The sequence below is a fragment of the Streptomyces sp. HSG2 genome (assembly GCF_016598575.1).
GTDB lineage: Bacteria > Actinomycetota > Actinomycetes > Streptomycetales > Streptomycetaceae > Streptomyces.
Genome location: NZ_CP066801.1, coordinates 2,592,573 through 2,609,130 on the forward strand (window position 1 = coordinate 2,592,573; position 16,558 = coordinate 2,609,130).

At 70.4% G+C, this 16,558-nt stretch carries 15 protein-coding genes and 2 tRNA genes; 12 read left to right on the forward strand and 5 right to left on the reverse strand.

What is annotated here, in order from left to right:
* Positions 1-119 precede the first annotated feature (119 nt).
* The 7 genes from gnd (at position 120) to JEK78_RS10905 (ending at position 8,855) form a co-directional block, all read left to right on the forward strand.
* On the forward strand, positions 120-995 hold the full coding sequence (gnd, locus tag JEK78_RS10875) for a phosphogluconate dehydrogenase (NAD(+)-dependent, decarboxylating) (protein ID WP_200263879.1): 876 nt from the start codon (positions 120-122) through the stop codon (positions 993-995).
* A 53-nt stretch (positions 996-1,048) separates the two neighbouring features.
* Positions 1,049-2,170 (forward strand): DNA replication/repair protein RecF, encoded by a 1,122-nt coding sequence (gene recF, locus JEK78_RS10880; RefSeq protein ID WP_200263880.1) that lies wholly within the window; start codon positions 1,049-1,051, stop codon positions 2,168-2,170.
* Complete coding sequence (locus JEK78_RS10885) at positions 2,167-2,715, forward strand: DUF721 domain-containing protein (RefSeq protein ID WP_200263881.1); 549 nt, start codon at positions 2,167-2,169, stop codon at positions 2,713-2,715. The genes recF and JEK78_RS10885 overlap by 4 nt, the downstream gene beginning before the upstream one ends.
* A gap of 540 nt (positions 2,716-3,255) precedes the next feature.
* Positions 3,256-5,313 carry a DNA topoisomerase (ATP-hydrolyzing) subunit B gene (gene gyrB, locus JEK78_RS10890; protein ID WP_200264102.1) on the forward strand — a complete coding sequence of 686 codons (2,058 nt, stop codon included), beginning with the start codon at positions 3,256-3,258 and terminating at the stop codon, positions 5,311-5,313.
* Positions 5,314-5,355: 42 nt separating this feature from the next.
* The gene (gene gyrA / locus JEK78_RS10895) at positions 5,356-7,947 is read left to right on the forward strand and encodes a DNA gyrase subunit A (protein WP_200263882.1); all 2,592 of its coding nucleotides are present in this window, start codon (positions 5,356-5,358) and stop codon (positions 7,945-7,947) included.
* 17 nt (positions 7,948-7,964) lie between these two features.
* Positions 7,965-8,696, forward strand: a complete 732-nt coding sequence (locus JEK78_RS10900) for a DUF3566 domain-containing protein (RefSeq protein WP_200263883.1) — start codon at positions 7,965-7,967, stop codon at positions 8,694-8,696.
* A gap of 82 nt (positions 8,697-8,778) precedes the next feature.
* Positions 8,779-8,855: transfer RNA gene (locus tag JEK78_RS10905), tRNA-Ile, on the forward strand.
* Between the two features lie 305 nt (positions 8,856-9,160).
* Here the strand turns inward: JEK78_RS10905 and JEK78_RS10910 are convergent.
* The gene (locus JEK78_RS10910; protein WP_200263884.1) at positions 9,161-9,454 is read right to left on the reverse strand and encodes a winged helix-turn-helix domain-containing protein; all 294 of its coding nucleotides are present in this window, start codon (positions 9,452-9,454) and stop codon (positions 9,161-9,163) included.
* A gap of 169 nt (positions 9,455-9,623) precedes the next feature.
* Between JEK78_RS10910 and JEK78_RS10915 the strand changes: the two genes are divergently transcribed.
* Both JEK78_RS10915 and JEK78_RS10920 read left to right on the forward strand, forming a co-directional pair.
* Positions 9,624-9,974, forward strand: coding sequence for a hypothetical protein (locus JEK78_RS10915; protein ID WP_200263885.1), 351 nt, complete (start codon positions 9,624-9,626; stop codon positions 9,972-9,974).
* A complete protein-coding gene (locus JEK78_RS10920) occupies positions 9,971-10,327 on the forward strand; it encodes a hypothetical protein (protein ID WP_200263886.1) in 357 nt (118 codons plus the stop codon). Before JEK78_RS10915 ends, JEK78_RS10920 begins: the two co-directional genes overlap by 4 nt.
* A 132-nt stretch (positions 10,328-10,459) precedes the next feature.
* Here JEK78_RS10920 and JEK78_RS10925 read toward each other — a convergent pair.
* Positions 10,460-10,532 (reverse strand) — tRNA-Ala (locus JEK78_RS10925).
* 195 nt (positions 10,533-10,727) lie between these two features.
* Between JEK78_RS10925 and JEK78_RS10930 the strand changes: the two genes are divergently transcribed.
* Complete coding sequence (locus tag JEK78_RS10930; protein ID WP_200263887.1) at positions 10,728-11,276, forward strand: DNA-binding protein; 549 nt, start codon at positions 10,728-10,730, stop codon at positions 11,274-11,276.
* Between the two features lie 100 nt (positions 11,277-11,376).
* On the forward strand, positions 11,377-12,924 hold the full coding sequence (locus JEK78_RS10935) for a serine/threonine-protein kinase (protein WP_200263888.1): 1,548 nt from the start codon (positions 11,377-11,379) through the stop codon (positions 12,922-12,924).
* Here JEK78_RS10935 and JEK78_RS10940 read toward each other — a convergent pair.
* Together JEK78_RS10940 and JEK78_RS23335 are read right to left on the reverse strand one after the other, a co-directional pair.
* The gene (locus JEK78_RS10940; RefSeq protein ID WP_200263889.1) at positions 12,888-14,231 is read right to left on the reverse strand and encodes a hypothetical protein; all 1,344 of its coding nucleotides are present in this window, start codon (positions 14,229-14,231) and stop codon (positions 12,888-12,890) included. The genes JEK78_RS10935 and JEK78_RS10940 overlap by 37 nt on opposite strands.
* A 149-nt stretch (positions 14,232-14,380) precedes the next feature.
* A complete protein-coding gene (locus JEK78_RS23335; protein WP_007824483.1) occupies positions 14,381-14,509 on the reverse strand; it encodes a DLW-39 family protein in 129 nt (42 codons plus the stop codon).
* Between the two features lie 341 nt (positions 14,510-14,850).
* Between JEK78_RS23335 and JEK78_RS10950 the strand changes: the two genes are divergently transcribed.
* A complete protein-coding gene (locus JEK78_RS10950; protein WP_200263891.1) occupies positions 14,851-15,225 on the forward strand; it encodes a DUF6344 domain-containing protein in 375 nt (124 codons plus the stop codon).
* Between the two features lie 213 nt (positions 15,226-15,438).
* On the opposite strand, the gene JEK78_RS10955 is transcribed toward JEK78_RS10950, so the two are convergent.
* Entirely contained in the window at positions 15,439-16,536 is a 1,098-nt protein-coding gene (locus JEK78_RS10955) for a cystathionine gamma-lyase (protein WP_242483392.1), read from the reverse strand.
* Positions 16,537-16,558: the final 22 nt, after the last annotated feature.

Sequence of the window (16,558 nt, forward strand, 5' to 3'; positions counted from 1 at the left end):
CCGCGTGGGTCGGCACGAACGAGCGCCGATGCCCACAGTTGTGCGCGCCCGTCCGGGTTTAGGCTCGGACACCGGCACAAGGTGCCGCAATCGCCACAGCGACCTAAGGAACACAGCAGATGGAGCTCGGTCTCGTCGGTCTCGGCAAGATGGGCGGCAACATGCGCGAGCGGATTCGCCGCGCGGGCCACACCGTCGTCGGGTTCGACCGCAACCCGGACCTCGCGGACGTCCACAGCCTCGAGGACCTGGTGGGCTCGCTCGCCGGACCGCGCGTCGTGTGGGTCATGGTCCCGGCCGGCGCGGCGACTCAGCTGACCATCGACCGGCTCGCCGAGCTGCTGGACCACGGGGACGTGGTCGTGGACGGCGGGAACTCCCGCTGGACCGACGACGAACGCCACGCCGCGCAGCTCGCCGCCGCGGGCATAGGCTTCGTCGACTGTGGCGTCTCTGGGGGCGTCTGGGGCCTGGAGAACGGCTACGCGCTCATGTACGGAGGTTCCGGCGAGCACGTGGACCGGGTCAGGCCGATCTTCGACGCGCTCAAGCCCCCTGGGGACCACGGATCGGTGCACGCCGGCAAGGTCGGGGCCGGTCACTTCGCCAAGATGGTTCACAACGGCATCGAGTACGCCATGATGCAGGCCTACGCCGAGGGCTGGGAGCTGCTGGAGAAGGTCGAGTCGGTGGAGAACGTCCGGGACGTCTTCCGCTCGTGGCAGGACGGCACCGTGATCCGGTCGTGGCTCCTGGATCTCGCCGTGAACGCCCTCGACGACGACGAGCACCTGGAGCGCCTCGAGGGGCGTGCCGAGGACTCGGGCGAGGGGCGCTGGACGGTGGAGGCCGCCATCGACCACGCGGTACCGTTGCCGGCCATCACGGCGTCGCTGTTCGCCCGGTTCTCCTCGCGGCAGGACGACTCGCCCCAGATGAAGATGATCGCCGCGCTGAGGAACCAGTTCGGCGGCCACGCGGTGACGGAGAAGTAGTCGCGAGCGAGTGGCACAGGCGGAAACGAAGGCTGGGAGGCCGGCTCACACCCATGCACGTCACGCATCTGTCGCTGGCCGACTTCCGTTCGTACGCCCGGGCGGAGGTCCCGCTCGACCAGGGCGTCACGGTCTTCGTCGGTCCCAATGGACAAGGCAAGACCAACCTTGTCGAGGCGGTCGGCTATCTCGCGACGCTGGGCAGCCACCGGGTCTCCTCGGACGCCCCGCTGGTGAGAGTCGGGGCCGAGCGGGCGGTCATCCGGGCTCAGGTGCGACAGGGCGACCGGACGCGACTCGTCGAGCTGGAGCTCAATCCGGGCCGGGCCAACCGAGCCAGGATCAACAGATCCACGCAGGTCAGGCCTCGCGACGTGCTGGGCATCGTCCGCACCGTCCTGTTCGCCCCCGAGGATCTCGCGCTGGTGAAGGGAGACCCGGGCGAGCGACGCAGGTTTCTCGACGACCTGGTCACCGCGCGCTCGCCGCGGATGGCCGCCGTCCGTTCCGACTACGACCGGGTGCTCAAGCAGCGGAACACTCTGCTGAAATCGGCCGCTTCGGCCCGCAGGCACGGCGGTCGGGCGCTGGACCTGTCCACCCTGGAGGTCTGGGATCGGCATCTCGCCCGAGCCGGCGCGGAGCTGCTGGCCCAGCGTCTGGACCTGATCGACGCGGTCCGCCCGCTGACGGGTGGGGCCTACGAGAGGCTCGCTCCGGGGGGTGGGGCTGTCACTCTGGAGTACCGCTCCTCGGTCCCGGGAGTGGCGCGTACCCGGGAGGAACTGTTCGAGCAGTTGGTGTCGGCGCTGGCCGGGATCAGGCCTCAGGAGGTCGACCGCGGAGTCACGCTCGTCGGCCCGCACCGTGACGACCTGGAGCTCAGACTGGGGGGGATGCCGGCCAGGGGGTACGCCTCCCATGGCGAGTCGTGGTCCCTCGCGCTGGCCTTGCGCCTGGCCTCCTACGACCTGCTTCGGGAAGAGGGCGACGAACCGGTCCTGATCCTTGACGATGTCTTCGCCGAACTGGACGCCCGACGCCGGGAGCGGTTGGCCGATTCGGTGGCGGAGGGTGAACAGGTGTTGGTGACCGCGGCCGTCGACGAGGACGTGCCGCCGGCGTTGGTCGGACGGCGCTTCAACGTCGCCGAGGGGGCGGTGGAGCCGGCGTGAGCACCGAGAACGTCAAGGCCGGGCTCCCCGGTGTGGAGGGTGCGGGGCCGACCGGTGTCGATCTCGCGCGGGTGGCGCTCCGAGCGGCGAGGGAAGCGGCCCGCGCCAGGGGGGACGCCACCCGGCAGCGGAAGGGGGCGGGCCGCGGTGGCGGGCTTCGCTCCGGTGCGCGCGCGGACGCCCGGGACCCCATGCCACTCGGCCCAGCGATCAGTCGACTGATCACGGAGCGAGGGTGGGAGACCCCGGCGGCGGTCGGCGGGGTGATGGGACGGTGGTCCCACATCGTCGGCGGCGAAGTGGCCAACCACTGTGCCCCGATCCGCTACGACGAGGACGAGAGGGTGCTCGTGGTGCGCTGCGACTCCACGGCGTGGGCGACCAACCTCCGTCTCCTGGCCCCGACCCTCGTGGCGCGGATCAACGAGGACGTCGGACACGGGTCGGTACGGATGATCAAGGTGTGCGGTCCGGGCGGACCGGAACGTGGTCCAGGTCGTCTTCGAGCCCCGGGCAGTGTGGGACCCGGCGACACCTATGGATGAGCGGCGTCCGTGGCCCGGAGAGGGTCCCGTCCGCTTCTCGCCCTCATCGTCCTGTGGGCGGTGAGGCGAACGGGTCGGCCGGTGGCGGGGCGCGGGCCGGAGACGCGGTGCGGGTGGATCGCTGTTTCACGTGAAACCGTGCCCGTCACGCCGTCGGCACCGTGGCGGGCGCACCCGCGGAGAGGGGTCGCTCGCGGCCTGGTGGAGCCTCGGTCAAGCGCGCGCCGGGTGCCCTGACCCCGCGGTCGCCAAGGGTTGACGATCGGAGGCGCTGAGTGCCTGCGTGAGCCGCTTGGGGGGCCGGTCCGCATATCGGGAGTCGGGCGACGAGGGTTCAGGGCGGCACATGGGGGTTCAGGCGCCGGCAAACCCCCAGCGATGTCAGTGCTACCGGTAGACTGAGGAAGAATCCCGCCCCGACCGTGGGGATCGTCCGGGAACGCTGAGCAACGCTGATCAAGGCTTACCAACGCAACATGCCGCAGCCGCTCCGGCAACCGCCGAGGAGCCTGGCTCGTGCTGTGCCAGAAAGGGCGCTTCGTGGCCGATTCCGGCAACCCCAACGAGAACATCCCGTCCACCGAGATCGGAGTGCACGACGCCGGCATCGCCCCGCATGGCGGTCCGGCGTCGTACGACGCCAGCTCCATCACCGTGCTCGAGGGGCTGGACGCGGTACGCAAGCGACCCGGAATGTACATCGGGTCCACCGGTGAGCGCGGACTTCACCACCTGGTGCAGGAAGTCGTCGACAACTCGGTCGACGAGGCGTTGGCCGGGCACGCCGACACCATCGACGTGACGATCCTCGCCGACGGTGGCGTGCGCGTCGTCGACAACGGCCGCGGCATCCCGGTGGGCATCCACCCGGTCGAGAAGAAGCCGGCCGTCGAGGTGGTGCTGACCGTGCTCCACGCGGGGGGCAAGTTCGGCGGCGGCGGCTACGCGGTCTCCGGCGGTCTGCACGGTGTCGGTGTCTCCGTGGTCAACGCCCTGTCGACCAAGGTGTCGGTCGACATCAGGACCGACGGCTACCGGTGGACGCAGGACTACAAGATGGGCGTCCCCACCGCACCACTGGCCAAGCACGAGGCGGTGGAGGACTCCGGCACGACGGTCACCTTCTGGGCCGACCCGGAGATCTTCGAGACCACCGAGTATTCCTTCGAGACGCTGTCCCGACGCTTCCAGGAAATGGCGTTCCTCAACAAGGGGCTGCGGATCAGCCTCGCCGACGAGCGGGAGTCGGCGATGGCCACCGCCGGCGCGGACGAGGCGGGGGAGGACGAGAAGCACGAGGTCAAGGCCGTCTCGTACCACTACGAGGGCGGCATCGTCGATTTCGTGAAGTACCTGAACTCCCGCAAGGGCGACCCGGTGCACCCCACCGTCATCGACCTGGAGTCGGAGGACCGGGACAAGAACCTGTCCCTTGAGGTCGCCATGCAGTGGAACGGCGGCTACACCGAGGGTGTCTACTCCTTCGCCAACATCATCCACACCCACGAGGGCGGCACGCACGAGGAGGGATTCCGGGCGGCGCTGACCTCGCTGATCAACAAGTACGCGCGGGACAAGAGGCTGCTGCGCGAGAAGGACGACAACCTCACGGGCGACGACATCCGCGAGGGGCTGACCGCGATCATCTCGGTCAAGCTCGGCGAGCCGCAGTTCGAGGGGCAGACCAAGACCAAGCTCGGCAACACCGAGGTCAAGACGTTCGTCCAGCGGGTGGTGTACGAGCACCTGGCCGACTGGCTCGACCGCAACCCGAACGAGGCGGCGGACATCGTCCGCAAGGGGATCCAGGCGGCCACGGCACGGGTGGCGGCCCGCAAGGCCCGTGACCTGACGCGGCGCAAGGGGCTGCTGGAGACCGCTTCCCTGCCGGGCAAGCTGTCGGACTGCCAGTCGAACGACCCCGCCAAGTGCGAGATCTTCATCGTCGAGGGTGACTCCGCCGGTGGCTCGGCGAAGTCCGGCCGCAACCCGGAGTACCAGGCGATCCTCCCCATCCGCGGAAAGATCCTCAACGTCGAGAAGGCGCGGATCGACCGCATCCTCCAGAACCAGGAGATCCAGGCGATGATCTCCGCGTTCGGTACCGGGGTGCACGAGGACTTCGACATCGCGAGGCTCCGGTACCACAAGATCATCCTCATGGCGGACGCCGACGTGGACGGCCAGCACATCAACACCCTGCTGCTGACGTTCCTGTTCCGCTTCATGCGCCCCCTGGTCGAGGCCGGCCACGTCTTCCTGTCCCGCCCCCCGCTGTACAAGATCAAGTGGGGTCGGGACGACTTCGAGTACGCCTACTCCGATCGCGAGCGGGACGCGCTGATCGAGATGGGGCGTCAGGCGGGCAAGCGGGTTCGTGAGGACTCGGTCCAGCGGTTCAAGGGACTCGGCGAGATGAACGCGGAGGAACTGCGGATCACGACCATGGACCAGGAACACCGGGTCCTCGGTCAGGTCACCCTCGACGACGCCGCCCAGGCCGACGACCTGTTCTCCGTGCTGATGGGTGAGGACGTCGAGGCCCGACGCCAGTTCATCCAGCGCAACGCCAAGGACGTCCGCTTCCTCGACATCTGAGTCGGTCTCAGCTGACCGCACCCGGAAGGATCCTCACCAGCAATGACCGACGAGAACCTCCCCGTGACGCCGCAAGGCGACCCCTTGGCGCTGCGTGTCGAGCCCGTGGGGCTGGAAACGGAGATGCAGCGCTCCTACCTCGACTACGCGATGTCCGTCATCGTCTCGCGCGCGCTGCCCGACGTGCGGGACGGCCTCAAGCCGGTGCACCGTCGTGTGCTGTACGCCATGTACGACGGCGGATACCGTCCCGAGCGCGGCTTCTACAAGTGTGCCCGCGTCGTCGGCGACGTCATGGGCAACTACCACCCGCACGGTGACAGCTCCATCTACGACGCCCTGGTCCGGCTGGCGCAGCCGTGGTCGATGCGGATGCCGCTGGTGGACTCCAACGGCAACTTCGGCTCGCCCGGGAACGACCCCGCGGCGGCGATGCGGTACACCGAGTGCAAGATGGCCGCGCTCTCGATGGAGATGGTCCGTGACATCGACGAGGAGACCGTCGATTTCACCGACAACTACGACGGCCGCTCCCAGGAGCCGACCGTCCTGCCGTCCCGGTTCCCGAACCTCCTGATCAACGGCTCGGCGGGGATCGCGGTCGGCATGGCCACCAACATCCCCCCGCACAACCTGCGGGAGGTCGCGGCCGGGGCCCAGTGGTACCTGGAGAACCCCGAGGCCTCGCACGAGGACCTGCTGGACGCCTTGATCGGGCGAATCAAGGGGCCGGACTTCCCCACCGGCGCGCTGGTCGTCGGCCGCAAGGGCATCGAGGAGGCCTACCGCACCGGGCGCGGCTCCATCACCATGCGCGCGGTGGTCGAGGTCGAGGAGATCCAGAACCGACAGTGCCTGGTCGTCACCGAGCTTCCCTACCAGGTGAACCCGGACAACCTGGCCCAGAAGATCGCCGATCTCGTCAAGGACGGCAGGATCGGGGGCATCGCCGACGTCCGCGACGAGACCTCCTCCCGCACCGGGCAGCGGCTGGTCATCGTGCTCAAGCGGGACGCGGTCGCCAAGGTGGTGCTGAACAACCTCTACAAGCACACCGACCTGCAGACCAACTTCGGGGCCAACATGTTGGCCCTGGTCGACGGCGTCCCGCGCACGCTGTCCCTGGACGCCTTCATCCGTCACTGGGTCGCCCACCAGATCGAGGTCGTCGTCCGCAGGACCCGCTTCCGGTTGCGCAAGGCCGAGGAGCGGGCGCACATCCTGCGCGGTCTGTTGAAGGCCCTGGACGCCATCGACGAGGTCATCGCGCTCATCCGGCGCAGCGACACCGTGGAGATCGCCCGCGGGGGCCTGATGGGCCTCCTCGACATCGACGAGATCCAGGCCAACGCCATCCTGGAGATGCAGCTCCGCCGGCTGGCGGCCCTGGAGCGACAGAAGATCGTCCAAGAGCACGACGAACTCCAGGCGAAGATCGGCGAGTACAACGCCATTCTCGCCTCCCCGGTCCGCCAGAGGGGCATCGTCAGCGCCGAGCTGGCGGCGATCGTCGAGAAGTACGGCGACGACCGCAAGACGAAGCTGATCCCCTACGAGGGCGACATGTCCATCGAGGACCTGATCGCCGAGGAGGACATCGTCGTCACGGTCAGCCGCGGCGGCTACATCAAGCGGACCAAGACCGACGACTACCGGGCCCAGAAACGCGGAGGCAAGGGGGTGCGGGGGACGAAGTTGCGTGAGGACGACATCGTCGACCACTTCTTCGTCTCCACCACGCACCACTGGCTGCTCTTCTTCACCAACAAGGGGCGGGTCTACCGGGTCAAGGGGTACGAGCTTCCGGACGCCGGGCGCGACGCGCGTGGCCAGCACGTCGCCAATCTGCTGGCGTTCCAGCCGGACGAGTCGATCGCGGAGATCTTCGCCATCCGCGACTACGAGGCGGCCCCGTACCTGGTCCTGGCGACCAAGGGGGGCCTGGTCAAGAAGACCTCGCTGAAGGACTACGACTCGCCGCGTTCAGGTGGTGTCATCGCCATCAACCTGCGCGAGCGGGAGGACGGGACCGATGACGAGCTGATCGGCGCCGAGTTGGTCTCCGCCACCGACGACCTGCTGTTGATCAGCAAGAAGGCGCAGTCGATCAGGTTCACGGCCGCGGACGAGACTCTCCGCCCGATGGGGCGCGCCACGTCGGGCGTCAAGGGTATGAGCTTCCGAGGCGAGGACGAACTGCTGTCGATGAGCGTGGTGCGGCCCGGCACGTTCGTCTTCACCGCCACGGACGGCGGCTACGCCAAACGGACCGCCGTCGACGAGTACCGCGTCCAGGGGCGCGGTGGGCTCGGCATCAAGGCCGCCAAGATCGTCGAGGATCGTGGCGAACTGGTGGGTGCCCTGGTGGTCGAGGAGTCCGACGAGATCCTCGCCATCACCTTGTCCGGCGGTGTGATTCGCACGCGAGTCAGCGAGATCCGGGAAACCGGGCGTGACACCATGGGCGTCCAACTGATCAACCTGGGCAAGCGCGACGCCGTCGTCGGTATCGCGCGCAACGCCGAGGCGGGGCGAGAGGCGGAGGAGGTCGACGGCGGGGACACCGCCGACGAGGCCGCCGCCGGAGCTCCGAGCGGTGACACGGGCGAGGGCACGGCGCCCACGTCCGAGTAGGCAAGAGGAGAGTGGATGTGAGCGGAGCCACGGGCGCCGGGTCGGCCGGTACCCCGACGGGTACGGAGACGGACGGCGTGGGCAAGGGCTCCGTTCCGCCACCTGTGAGGCATCAGCCCGCCTCCGGCGTTTCCGGTGGAACGGAGCCGCGACCTCACTCGTCCTCTTCGTCGTACGAGACTCGTGGATCCCAGGGGGGAACCGTGACGGACACCCGAGGAGCGCAGGCCGAGCGGCCGGCCTCACCCTTGCCGGGAGACCGGAAGGCGGAGCGGCAGTCCGGCGGGCCCTACCACCCGCCGCAGGCCTACCCGACCGCCGACGGCGCCGGTGACGACGCCGATCTTCGGCGGCGCACGGGCGGGCGCGTCGTACCACGCGTTCGCAAGGCCCGATTGCGGGTCGCCAGGGCCGACCCGTGGTCGGTGATGAAGGTGAGCTTCCTGCTCTCCATCGCCCTGGGGATCTGCACGGTCGTCGCCTCGGCCGTCCTCTGGATGGTCATGGACGCCATGGGCGTGTTCTCGACCGTGGGCGGGACGATCTCCGAGGCGACCGGCGCCAGCGAGTCCTCCGGGTTCGATCTCCAGGCGTTCCTCTCGCTGCCCAACGTGCTGATGTTCAGCACGGTCATCGCGGCCATCGACGTGGTCCTGGCCACCGCGTTGGCGACGCTCGGCGCCTTCATCTACAACCTCTCCGCGGGCTTCGTGGGAGGCGTCGAGCTCACGCTCGCCGAGGACGAGTGAGGCGCGGAACCGATTTTGGGACTCCACCCCTCGTGCGCTAACCTTCAGAGGTCGGCGCGCGGGGGACCCCGCAGAGCGCGGCGGGGCTATAGCTCAGTTGGTTAGAGCGCATCCCTGATAAGGATGAGGCCACAGGTTCAAATCCTGTTAGCCCCACCAGTGAGAAGACCCCCGGGCCATCGGTCCGGGGGTCTTCTCACGTCAGCGGTCGACACCATCAGTGGTGATCAGTCGATCGGCGGGCCTTCCGGGAGTTCGGAGACCGTTTCGAGTGCGGGGTGCCTCGGTCGGGGCATTGTGCTGACATACCGTCACGTGCCCAGGGCGGGACGCGGCGGCGAGGCGCGTGTGGTCTCCCGCCGGGTCGCCGCCTCTCACCCGGGCGCGCTCTCCCTTCCCGGGGCATCTGTCCGGTGGGTTGGCGCGGGGAACCGGTGCGTGCCGCGCGGTCCGCGTGGCACCCATCAGTGGTGAGGCCGGTGGCCCTCGGTGTCGTCGGCGGGTGGCTGGGCGGCTCGTACGAAGGTGCCCTTGATGGGGACCGTGATGACGAGCCCTTGTTCGCGCAGGTCACGGACTGCTCGGCGGATGGTGTTGACAGCCACCCCGTACTGATCGGCGAGGTCACGCTCGGCCGGAAGGCGTGCTCCAACCGGTAGGCGGCCCGTGCGAATCCGTTCGGTGAGATGCCGCACGACCTGGAGGTACACGTACACGTGACTGGTCGGATCGGGTCTCCACTCGCGGTCGTCTGCCATAGAGGCAAGCTAAGGCGGCTGCTGGCATCTCACCACATGCGGTAACTTCTGCACGCAACCCTATGCTTCCTATTGCTACCTGATGCATCAGGGTGTAAATATGGGGGACGAGACCCCGGCGGCCTGGCAGGGCCCCGGGGCACGGCCAACGCTTCGAAGGAGCGTCGACATGCTCGACCCTATCCGCCGCGCCGTCCTGTGGCTGCGCCTCCTCCTCGTCCCCGGTACCGGGAAACGCCGCCGCACCCGCGACCGGCCGGGCGCCACGGTCGTCCCCGCCATGACCGCCACCGCGCGCCCGGTCGCACGTCTCCCCGGTCAGGGATCCGGGCACCGCGTGCCCGACCCGGTCGATCACGGCGACGTCCGACTCGTACGTCCCTACGTCCTCGCCCACGCGGAGTCCGTCGCGCTCGGGCGGCGCCGATGCCTCCCGCCTGTCCCGCCCGGCACGTTCGGTACCGAGCCATGTCGGGGCGTGGATCGTCCTCGCGTCGCGGGGCCGGGGGTGGCGGCATGACGAAGCGTCCGACCCATGGGGCCTCCCTGCCGCCGGGTTCCCGCGCCGCGCTGCGTCTGTTGCCCTGGCGTTCCCCGGATGGCAAGGCCTGCTACCTGTCGACCGACGACAGCGGTGGCTACGTCTCCCGTCTCGCCGACGACATGGAGGCCGTGCAGCTCGCGACCGGTGAGGAGGTCCTCGGCCTCGCCCGCATCACGCTGGCCGACCACGCCTCCGCCTACGCCGAGATCCGCTACGCCGGAATCCGGCTCGCCGAGTGCCTGAGCGACGCGTTGCGCGTCGCCGAGTCCCGCGGCCGACGTCTGCCGGCATCCGTGCCTCCCGACAAGGGGGAGGAGACCCCGGCGTAGCGACCGCCGGCATCGGGCTCCGAGGGCGCACCGCTCACGCGTCCGCTCCGCCCGGGCGCGACACGCACCCCCACCCACCGGCCGAAAAAGCCCCTCCGAACCGCGTTCTCGCAGATCGGAGGGGCTTCGGGGTGGAGCCTAGGGGAGTCGAACCCCTGACATCTGCCATGCAAAGACAGCGCTCTACCAACTGAGCTAAGGCCCCGGAAAGCGGTGACCTCCGGTCGCCGGGACGCCCTCGGGCGTCACCCACGAGCGGGCACCGACAACAGAGTACCGGGTCCCACCCCGGATCCCGCAAAGCGATGGGGGGTCCCGGTGGGGGATCGCTCTCCGTAGGATGCTCGGCGTGGTTCGCTGGAGCGAACTGCGCTTTCAAGGGCAGCGATGGGGAGACGCAATGGACGCCGCACAGCAGGAAGCCACCGCCAGAGCCCGGGAGCTGCAGCGGAGCTGGTACGGGGAGCCGTTGGGGACGCTCTTCCGTCGTCTGATCGACGATCTCGGCCTCAACCAGGCGCGCTTGGCCGCGGTGCTGGGTCTGTCGGCACCGATGTTGTCCCAGCTGATGAGTGGTCAGCGAGCCAAGATCGGGAATCCGGCCGTGGTCCAGCGGGTACAGCTTCTCCAGGACCTCGCGGGGCAGGCGGCGGACGGCAGTGTGAGCGCCGCCGAGGCCGCCGAGCTGATGGAGCGGATCAGGAAGTCCCAGGGTGGGTCGGTGCTCGCCAACACCACGCAGACGACCAGTGGTTCGGGCGTCCCGACGGTGAAGCGCGTCGTTCGCGAGATTCAGTCGCTGCTGCGCTCGGTCTCGGCCGCCGGTGACATCCTGGAAGCGGCGGATTCTCTGGCCCGGACACACCCCGAGGTCGCCGAGTTCCTCCGCGTCTACGGTGCCGGGCGCACCGCCGAGGCGGTCGCCCACTATCAGGCCCACCAGAACTGACCGACCGGGACCGACCCACCGAGGTGAGCGCCTCAGAGCGTCCTGGGCACCCGGTGGTGTACCGCGTGACCGACCGCGGGGGAAGGTGCGACACAGAGCCATGGGTGAGGTGTTCGCCGGCCGCTATGAGCTGGTCGATCCCATCGGGAGGGGTGGGGTGGGGGCGGTGTGGCGCGCTTGGGACCATCGGCGGCGTCGCTATGTCGCCGCGAAGGTGCTGCAACAACGGGACGCCCACGCGCTGCTCCGTTTCGTCCGGGAACAGGGCGTGCGGATCGATCACCCGCACGTGCTCGCCCCGGCCAGTTGGGCGGCCGATGACGATCAGGTCCTGTTCACCATGGATCTCGTTCGCGGCGGCTCGCTGGTCCACCTCGTGGGGGACTACGGTCCCCTGCCGCCGGGGTTCGTCTGCGTCCTCTTGGACCAGCTGCTGTCCGGGCTGGCCGCGGTGCACGCGGACGGCGTCGTGCACCGGGACGTCAAGCCCGCCAACGTGCTTCTGGAGGCCACGGGCGGGGGGATTCCGCGGCTGAGGCTCTCGGACTTCGGTATAGCGATGCGTCTGGGTGAGCCGCGGCTGACCGAGAGCGACCTGGTCGTGGGCACGCCGGGATACCTGGCACCGGAGCAGATGCTCGGCGCCGAACCGGACTTCCCGGCGGACCTGTTCGCCGTGGGCCTGGTCGCCCTCTACCTCCTGGAGGGGACGAAGGCGGACACCAAGGTGTTGGTGGAGTACTTCGCCGAGCATGGCACTCCTCCTGCTCCGCGGGGCATTCCGGAGCCGCTCTGGCAGGTCGTGTCCACCTTGCTCCAACCCGATCCCGCCGCGCGGTTCCGCACCGCCACCGGTGCGCGGAAGGCGCTGGCGCAGGCTGTGGAGTTGTTGCCGGAGCCCGGTCCCGACGACGAGCGCATCGAGGTGTTCGATCAGGTCGGTCCGCTGCCGCCGGGGTTCGGGCCCGACGGCCCGCTCGTCGCGCAGCGAGAACCGTCGACGTCCGCGCGCGATGGTGAGGTCGGGGGCTCGGAGGTCTCGGGACCGCCCGCGTCGGCGGGGGCCGACGACGTCTCCTCGGGGGTCTTCGTCCTCCAACCGCCCGCCCCGCCGCCCGCCCCGCCGATGGAGGGCCCGCCGTCGTGGCCGTCCGGGTCTGCCGTTCCGCCCGGGTCCGCGGATGTGCCATGGTCGCGGTTCCCTGAGGGCGGTCATGGCACGCCCCCGCCTCCTCCCGCGTTCCCCCCGGCGGGGCGGCCACCGGAATCGGGGCGAACCGGCGAAGCCCGGAGTCCCGTCGCCGGCCCCGTGCCCGGGGAGGGGCCGGCCTCCGGTGAACCCTGGGACACCGGTGAACGCGACGACGCCCGGTCGTCGCCGGCGGAGCACGGGCTCGGCGCCGCGTACGCCTCCCGCGCGTCGGGGCTCCCCGCGGAGGAACGCCCGGGGGGCGAGCGCGGTTCGGGCGAGGCGTCCTCGGCCCCCACCGGGGCCGGCGCGACGGCCACCTACACGGCTCGACCGCAGCGGCACCACCGCGCCACGCGGGTGCGGCGCCCGGGACCGCCGGCGCGTCTGGCCGCGCCGCTCCTTCTGGTGGCGCTGGTCTGCTACGGCGTCGGTTTCTGGGCTCTGGCGCGCATCTGAGCGACGACGGTCCAGGAGCCGAGCGTCAGAAGGATCAGGCTGCCGGTGCCGATGCCGGCCGCGGCGAGCACGCGCATCGACCGGTCCCCGTCGCCACCCGGCGCGGGCGCCCCTTCCGCGTGGTCCGTTCTCCCCGAGTCGAGCGCGCCGCTCCGCCGGGTGAGACCGAAGGCCCCGCCCGGCGTGGGCTCCCCCGCGTACCGGGGTGCGGTCTCGGGGGCCCCGTCGACCCGGACGCGCAAGGTCAGGGGCAGGGCTTCCTCCCCGAAGCCGTCGGCGACCCGGCCGGCCAGGTGGACCACGAGGTAGTGGTCGCCGGCGAACCGAAGCGCGCTCACGCTCTCGGCGACCGCGTCGCGGTTGCCGTGGGACACGGGTGGTCCGGGGGACGGCGCGACCGTCGTGGCTCGGCCCGCGTAGGCGGTGCCCGCGTCGTCGATCGGGACTCGGACGGGGTTGTGCAGTGTCAGGTCCAGCGCGCCGGGAGTGTATCCGCGGCCCGATTCGGCGGCGCCCAGCTCGGCGATGGCGTGGACGCGCTGCCCCCAGTCGACGGGAACCCGGTAGAAGAGGGTCTCGCCGGGGCGGATGCCGTCTCGCCAGACTCCCTCGTCGAGGGGGGTGGCGTCGTCGAACCCGTGTCCCCCTCGGGTGTTCACCGGTTCGCCCGCGACGGGTTGGGGGGAGGTGGGGTCGCCTGTTCGCGGGGGTCCGGGCGTCGCGGTGTCGGCGAGCGGGGGTTCGACGACGGTGGTCAGCTCCAGGGCCCAGGTCGTCGCCGGGGAGTCCTGGGGGCGGGTGCGTTCGACGGTGACGCGGTAGGCGCCCGCCGCCTGGCATCGGTTCTCGTCGGGCGAGATCTCGCGCAGGCCCCACGCGGTGATCGGTCGTGCGCTGCGGGCCAGTCCGAAGGTCGTGCTGTCCAGTGAGCACGACCTGCCCTCGGCGTCCTCCAGCGACACCCTGATTCCGTCGGCGGCCGTGACCTCGTCGGCCTCGCCGGGTACGGCGGTGACGGAGACGTAGGTGTCGGAGCGGTCGTCGAGTGCCAGCTCGAAGGAGACCCGTTCATCCCGTGGCAGGGCGCCGGTGTAGGTGAGGCCGAGTTCGAGTCCGGCCGGTTCCGTCACGTCCGGGGGGGCGGGGGCCGGGACGGCGTCGTCGGCGAAGGTGTAGCCCGGTTCGTCCGCCGTCGCGATCTGGGTCGGGCCCGAGAGGACCACCCAGGCCAGCGCGGCGGCCGTGGCGCTCCCGGCACGGATGAGACGTGACGAGGCCCACCCTCCCCCACGTCCTGCGTCCGACATCGACCGCCCCCCTCGCGCGCTCGACGCTCATACTGCCGTTCGGTCCTGGGCGCCACCCGGCGTTCTCGCGCGAGCGGCCGAATCCGACAGCGAGAGACCCCGGCCGTCAAGACGGCCGGGGTCTCCGGGAAACCGTGGTCGGGTCCGACTCACGAGCCCGAGGGCACCGAATCGGTCGCCTCCGTCCACAGATCCTGCTCGGCGCGATCCGCCTGGATCTGGCGGTACACGAGGAGCCCGCCGATGGCGGCCAGTGCGACCAGGAGAAGCTTCTTCACCGCGCGACCTCGTCTTTCCTTGACGTAGGGGACCTCTGCCAACCGACTATACACACCGATCGATATCGATCGGTGACCTGCCGGGGTGGTCAACTCCCCTTGCCGTCGGCCCAGTAGGAGCGGGCCCGAGGGTGAGCGTCACCCCACGGAGGGTGATGCCCGACGGTCGGTCGCCACCGGGTCGCTCCCCGGTCGCGACGGGCGCGATGCGCCGTCTCTGCGCCAACCGGGTGGTGTTCATCTGAACATCGACGCGCCACGGGGTTCGGTCCACCACTTCGCGGGGCTCGTACACATCATGAGGAAAGTACGCAAATCGCCCAACCCGAAAGTGAGGGGACATGGCCCGCAGCCAGGTCACCACGTGGTGGACCACCATCGTCACCGCCTTCTTCGCGTTGCTCGCCGCGCTCGGCTTCGCGTCCCAGACCGCCTCGGCGGCCGTACCCCAGGCCGAGACCGCGAGCAAGAGCGTCGGTGTCAAGCCCGTGACGGTGCCGGCGCCGTCCGTACGGCCCTGGTTCCGTTCCGGCTCCCTGCCTCCCACGATGAAGCAGCGCATCCGAGCCGAGGCTCACGGGAACGCTCCCGGTTGTCGACCGCGCTCGACGGAGGAGGCCACCGCGGCCGAACCCCTCGCCCCTTCCGCGCCGTGCGCTCCGGACACCACCACGGACCGCCGGCCGGCCCCGGCCGACGCCCCGCTCAGGCGGTGATACGACGACCGCGCGGTGGCCGCCCACCCGGCCGAGCCCCCGGTCCTTCCCCTCGCCGTCCCGGTCGCTCGCGGAGCCGCCGGGACCGAGGCGCGAGGGACCGGATTCCTCCGGAAACGGGGAATGGGGTCGCCGCGGCTCACCGGCCAGGTGCGCGGCCCGTGACACGCCCGGGATGTGACAGGCGCCGGCCCGCGGGGCCGACCGCGTCTCTCAGTCCGCGGCCGCGTCCAGCGCCCGGAACAGATCCCGGATCAGGTCCTCGGGATCCTCCACCCCCACCGAGAGTCTGACGAAGCCCTCCTCCACCGCGTCTCCGCCCCAACGCCCGCGGCGCTCGGCCGTGGAGCGGACCCCGCCGAAACTCGTCGCCTCGTCCACCAGGCGCGCGGCCCGCAGGAAACGGTCCGCGTGAGCCCGGCAGGGGAGGACGAACGACACCACGCACCCGTGGTGACGCATCTGGCGAGAGGCGATCCGGTGGGAGGGGTCGTCCGGAAGTCCCGGGTAGCGCAGACCGGTCACCTCCGGTCGGGTGCGCAGGGCCTCGGCCACGCGCAGCGCGGTGACGGCCTGGCGTTCCACACGGAGATGGAGCGTCGCGATCGACCGATGGGCGAGCCAGGACTCCATCGGCCCGGCGACGGCTCCCGCGATCTTGCGCCAGTGCCGTACCGCCTCCATCGCCGCGCCGGCGCGACCGGCGACGTAGCCCATGAGGAGGTCGCCGTGGCCGGTGAGCTGCTTGGTCCCGCTGGCGACGACGAAGTCCGCGCCGAGTTCAAGGGGGCGCTGACCCAGAGGCGTGGCCAGGGTGTTGTCGACGGCCACGAGCGCCCCGGCCTTGTGGGCAGCCGTCGCGATCGACCGCACGTCGCACACGTCGAGCCCCGGATTGGACGGCGTCTCGAGCCAGACGAGACGGGCGCCGTCCAGCGCGTCGAGTCGATCCCAGCCGGCCGTCGGAACAGTGCGCACCTCGACGCCGAAGGCCTCCAGGCGAGCCCGGACCAGTGGCAGGACCTGGTAGCCGTCGTCGGGCAGGACGACCGCGTCCCCGGCGGAGAGCCGGGAGAAGAGGACCGCCGATATCGCCGCCATGCCCGAGGCGAACACCAGGGTCGTCACGTCCTCGTGCCCCGGTGCCTCCAACTCGCCGACGGCCGCCTCCAGCAGAGTCCAGGTCGGGTTCTCGTCCCGGCCGTAGGTGTAGGGCCCGGTGGGGTCGCCCGAGAGGTGATAGTGGGCGGCGAACACCGGTCCCGGAAGGGCCGGACGGTGCTCCGCCGGCGCGGGCAGCCCGGCCCGCACCGCTCGGGTGCCCTCACCCGTG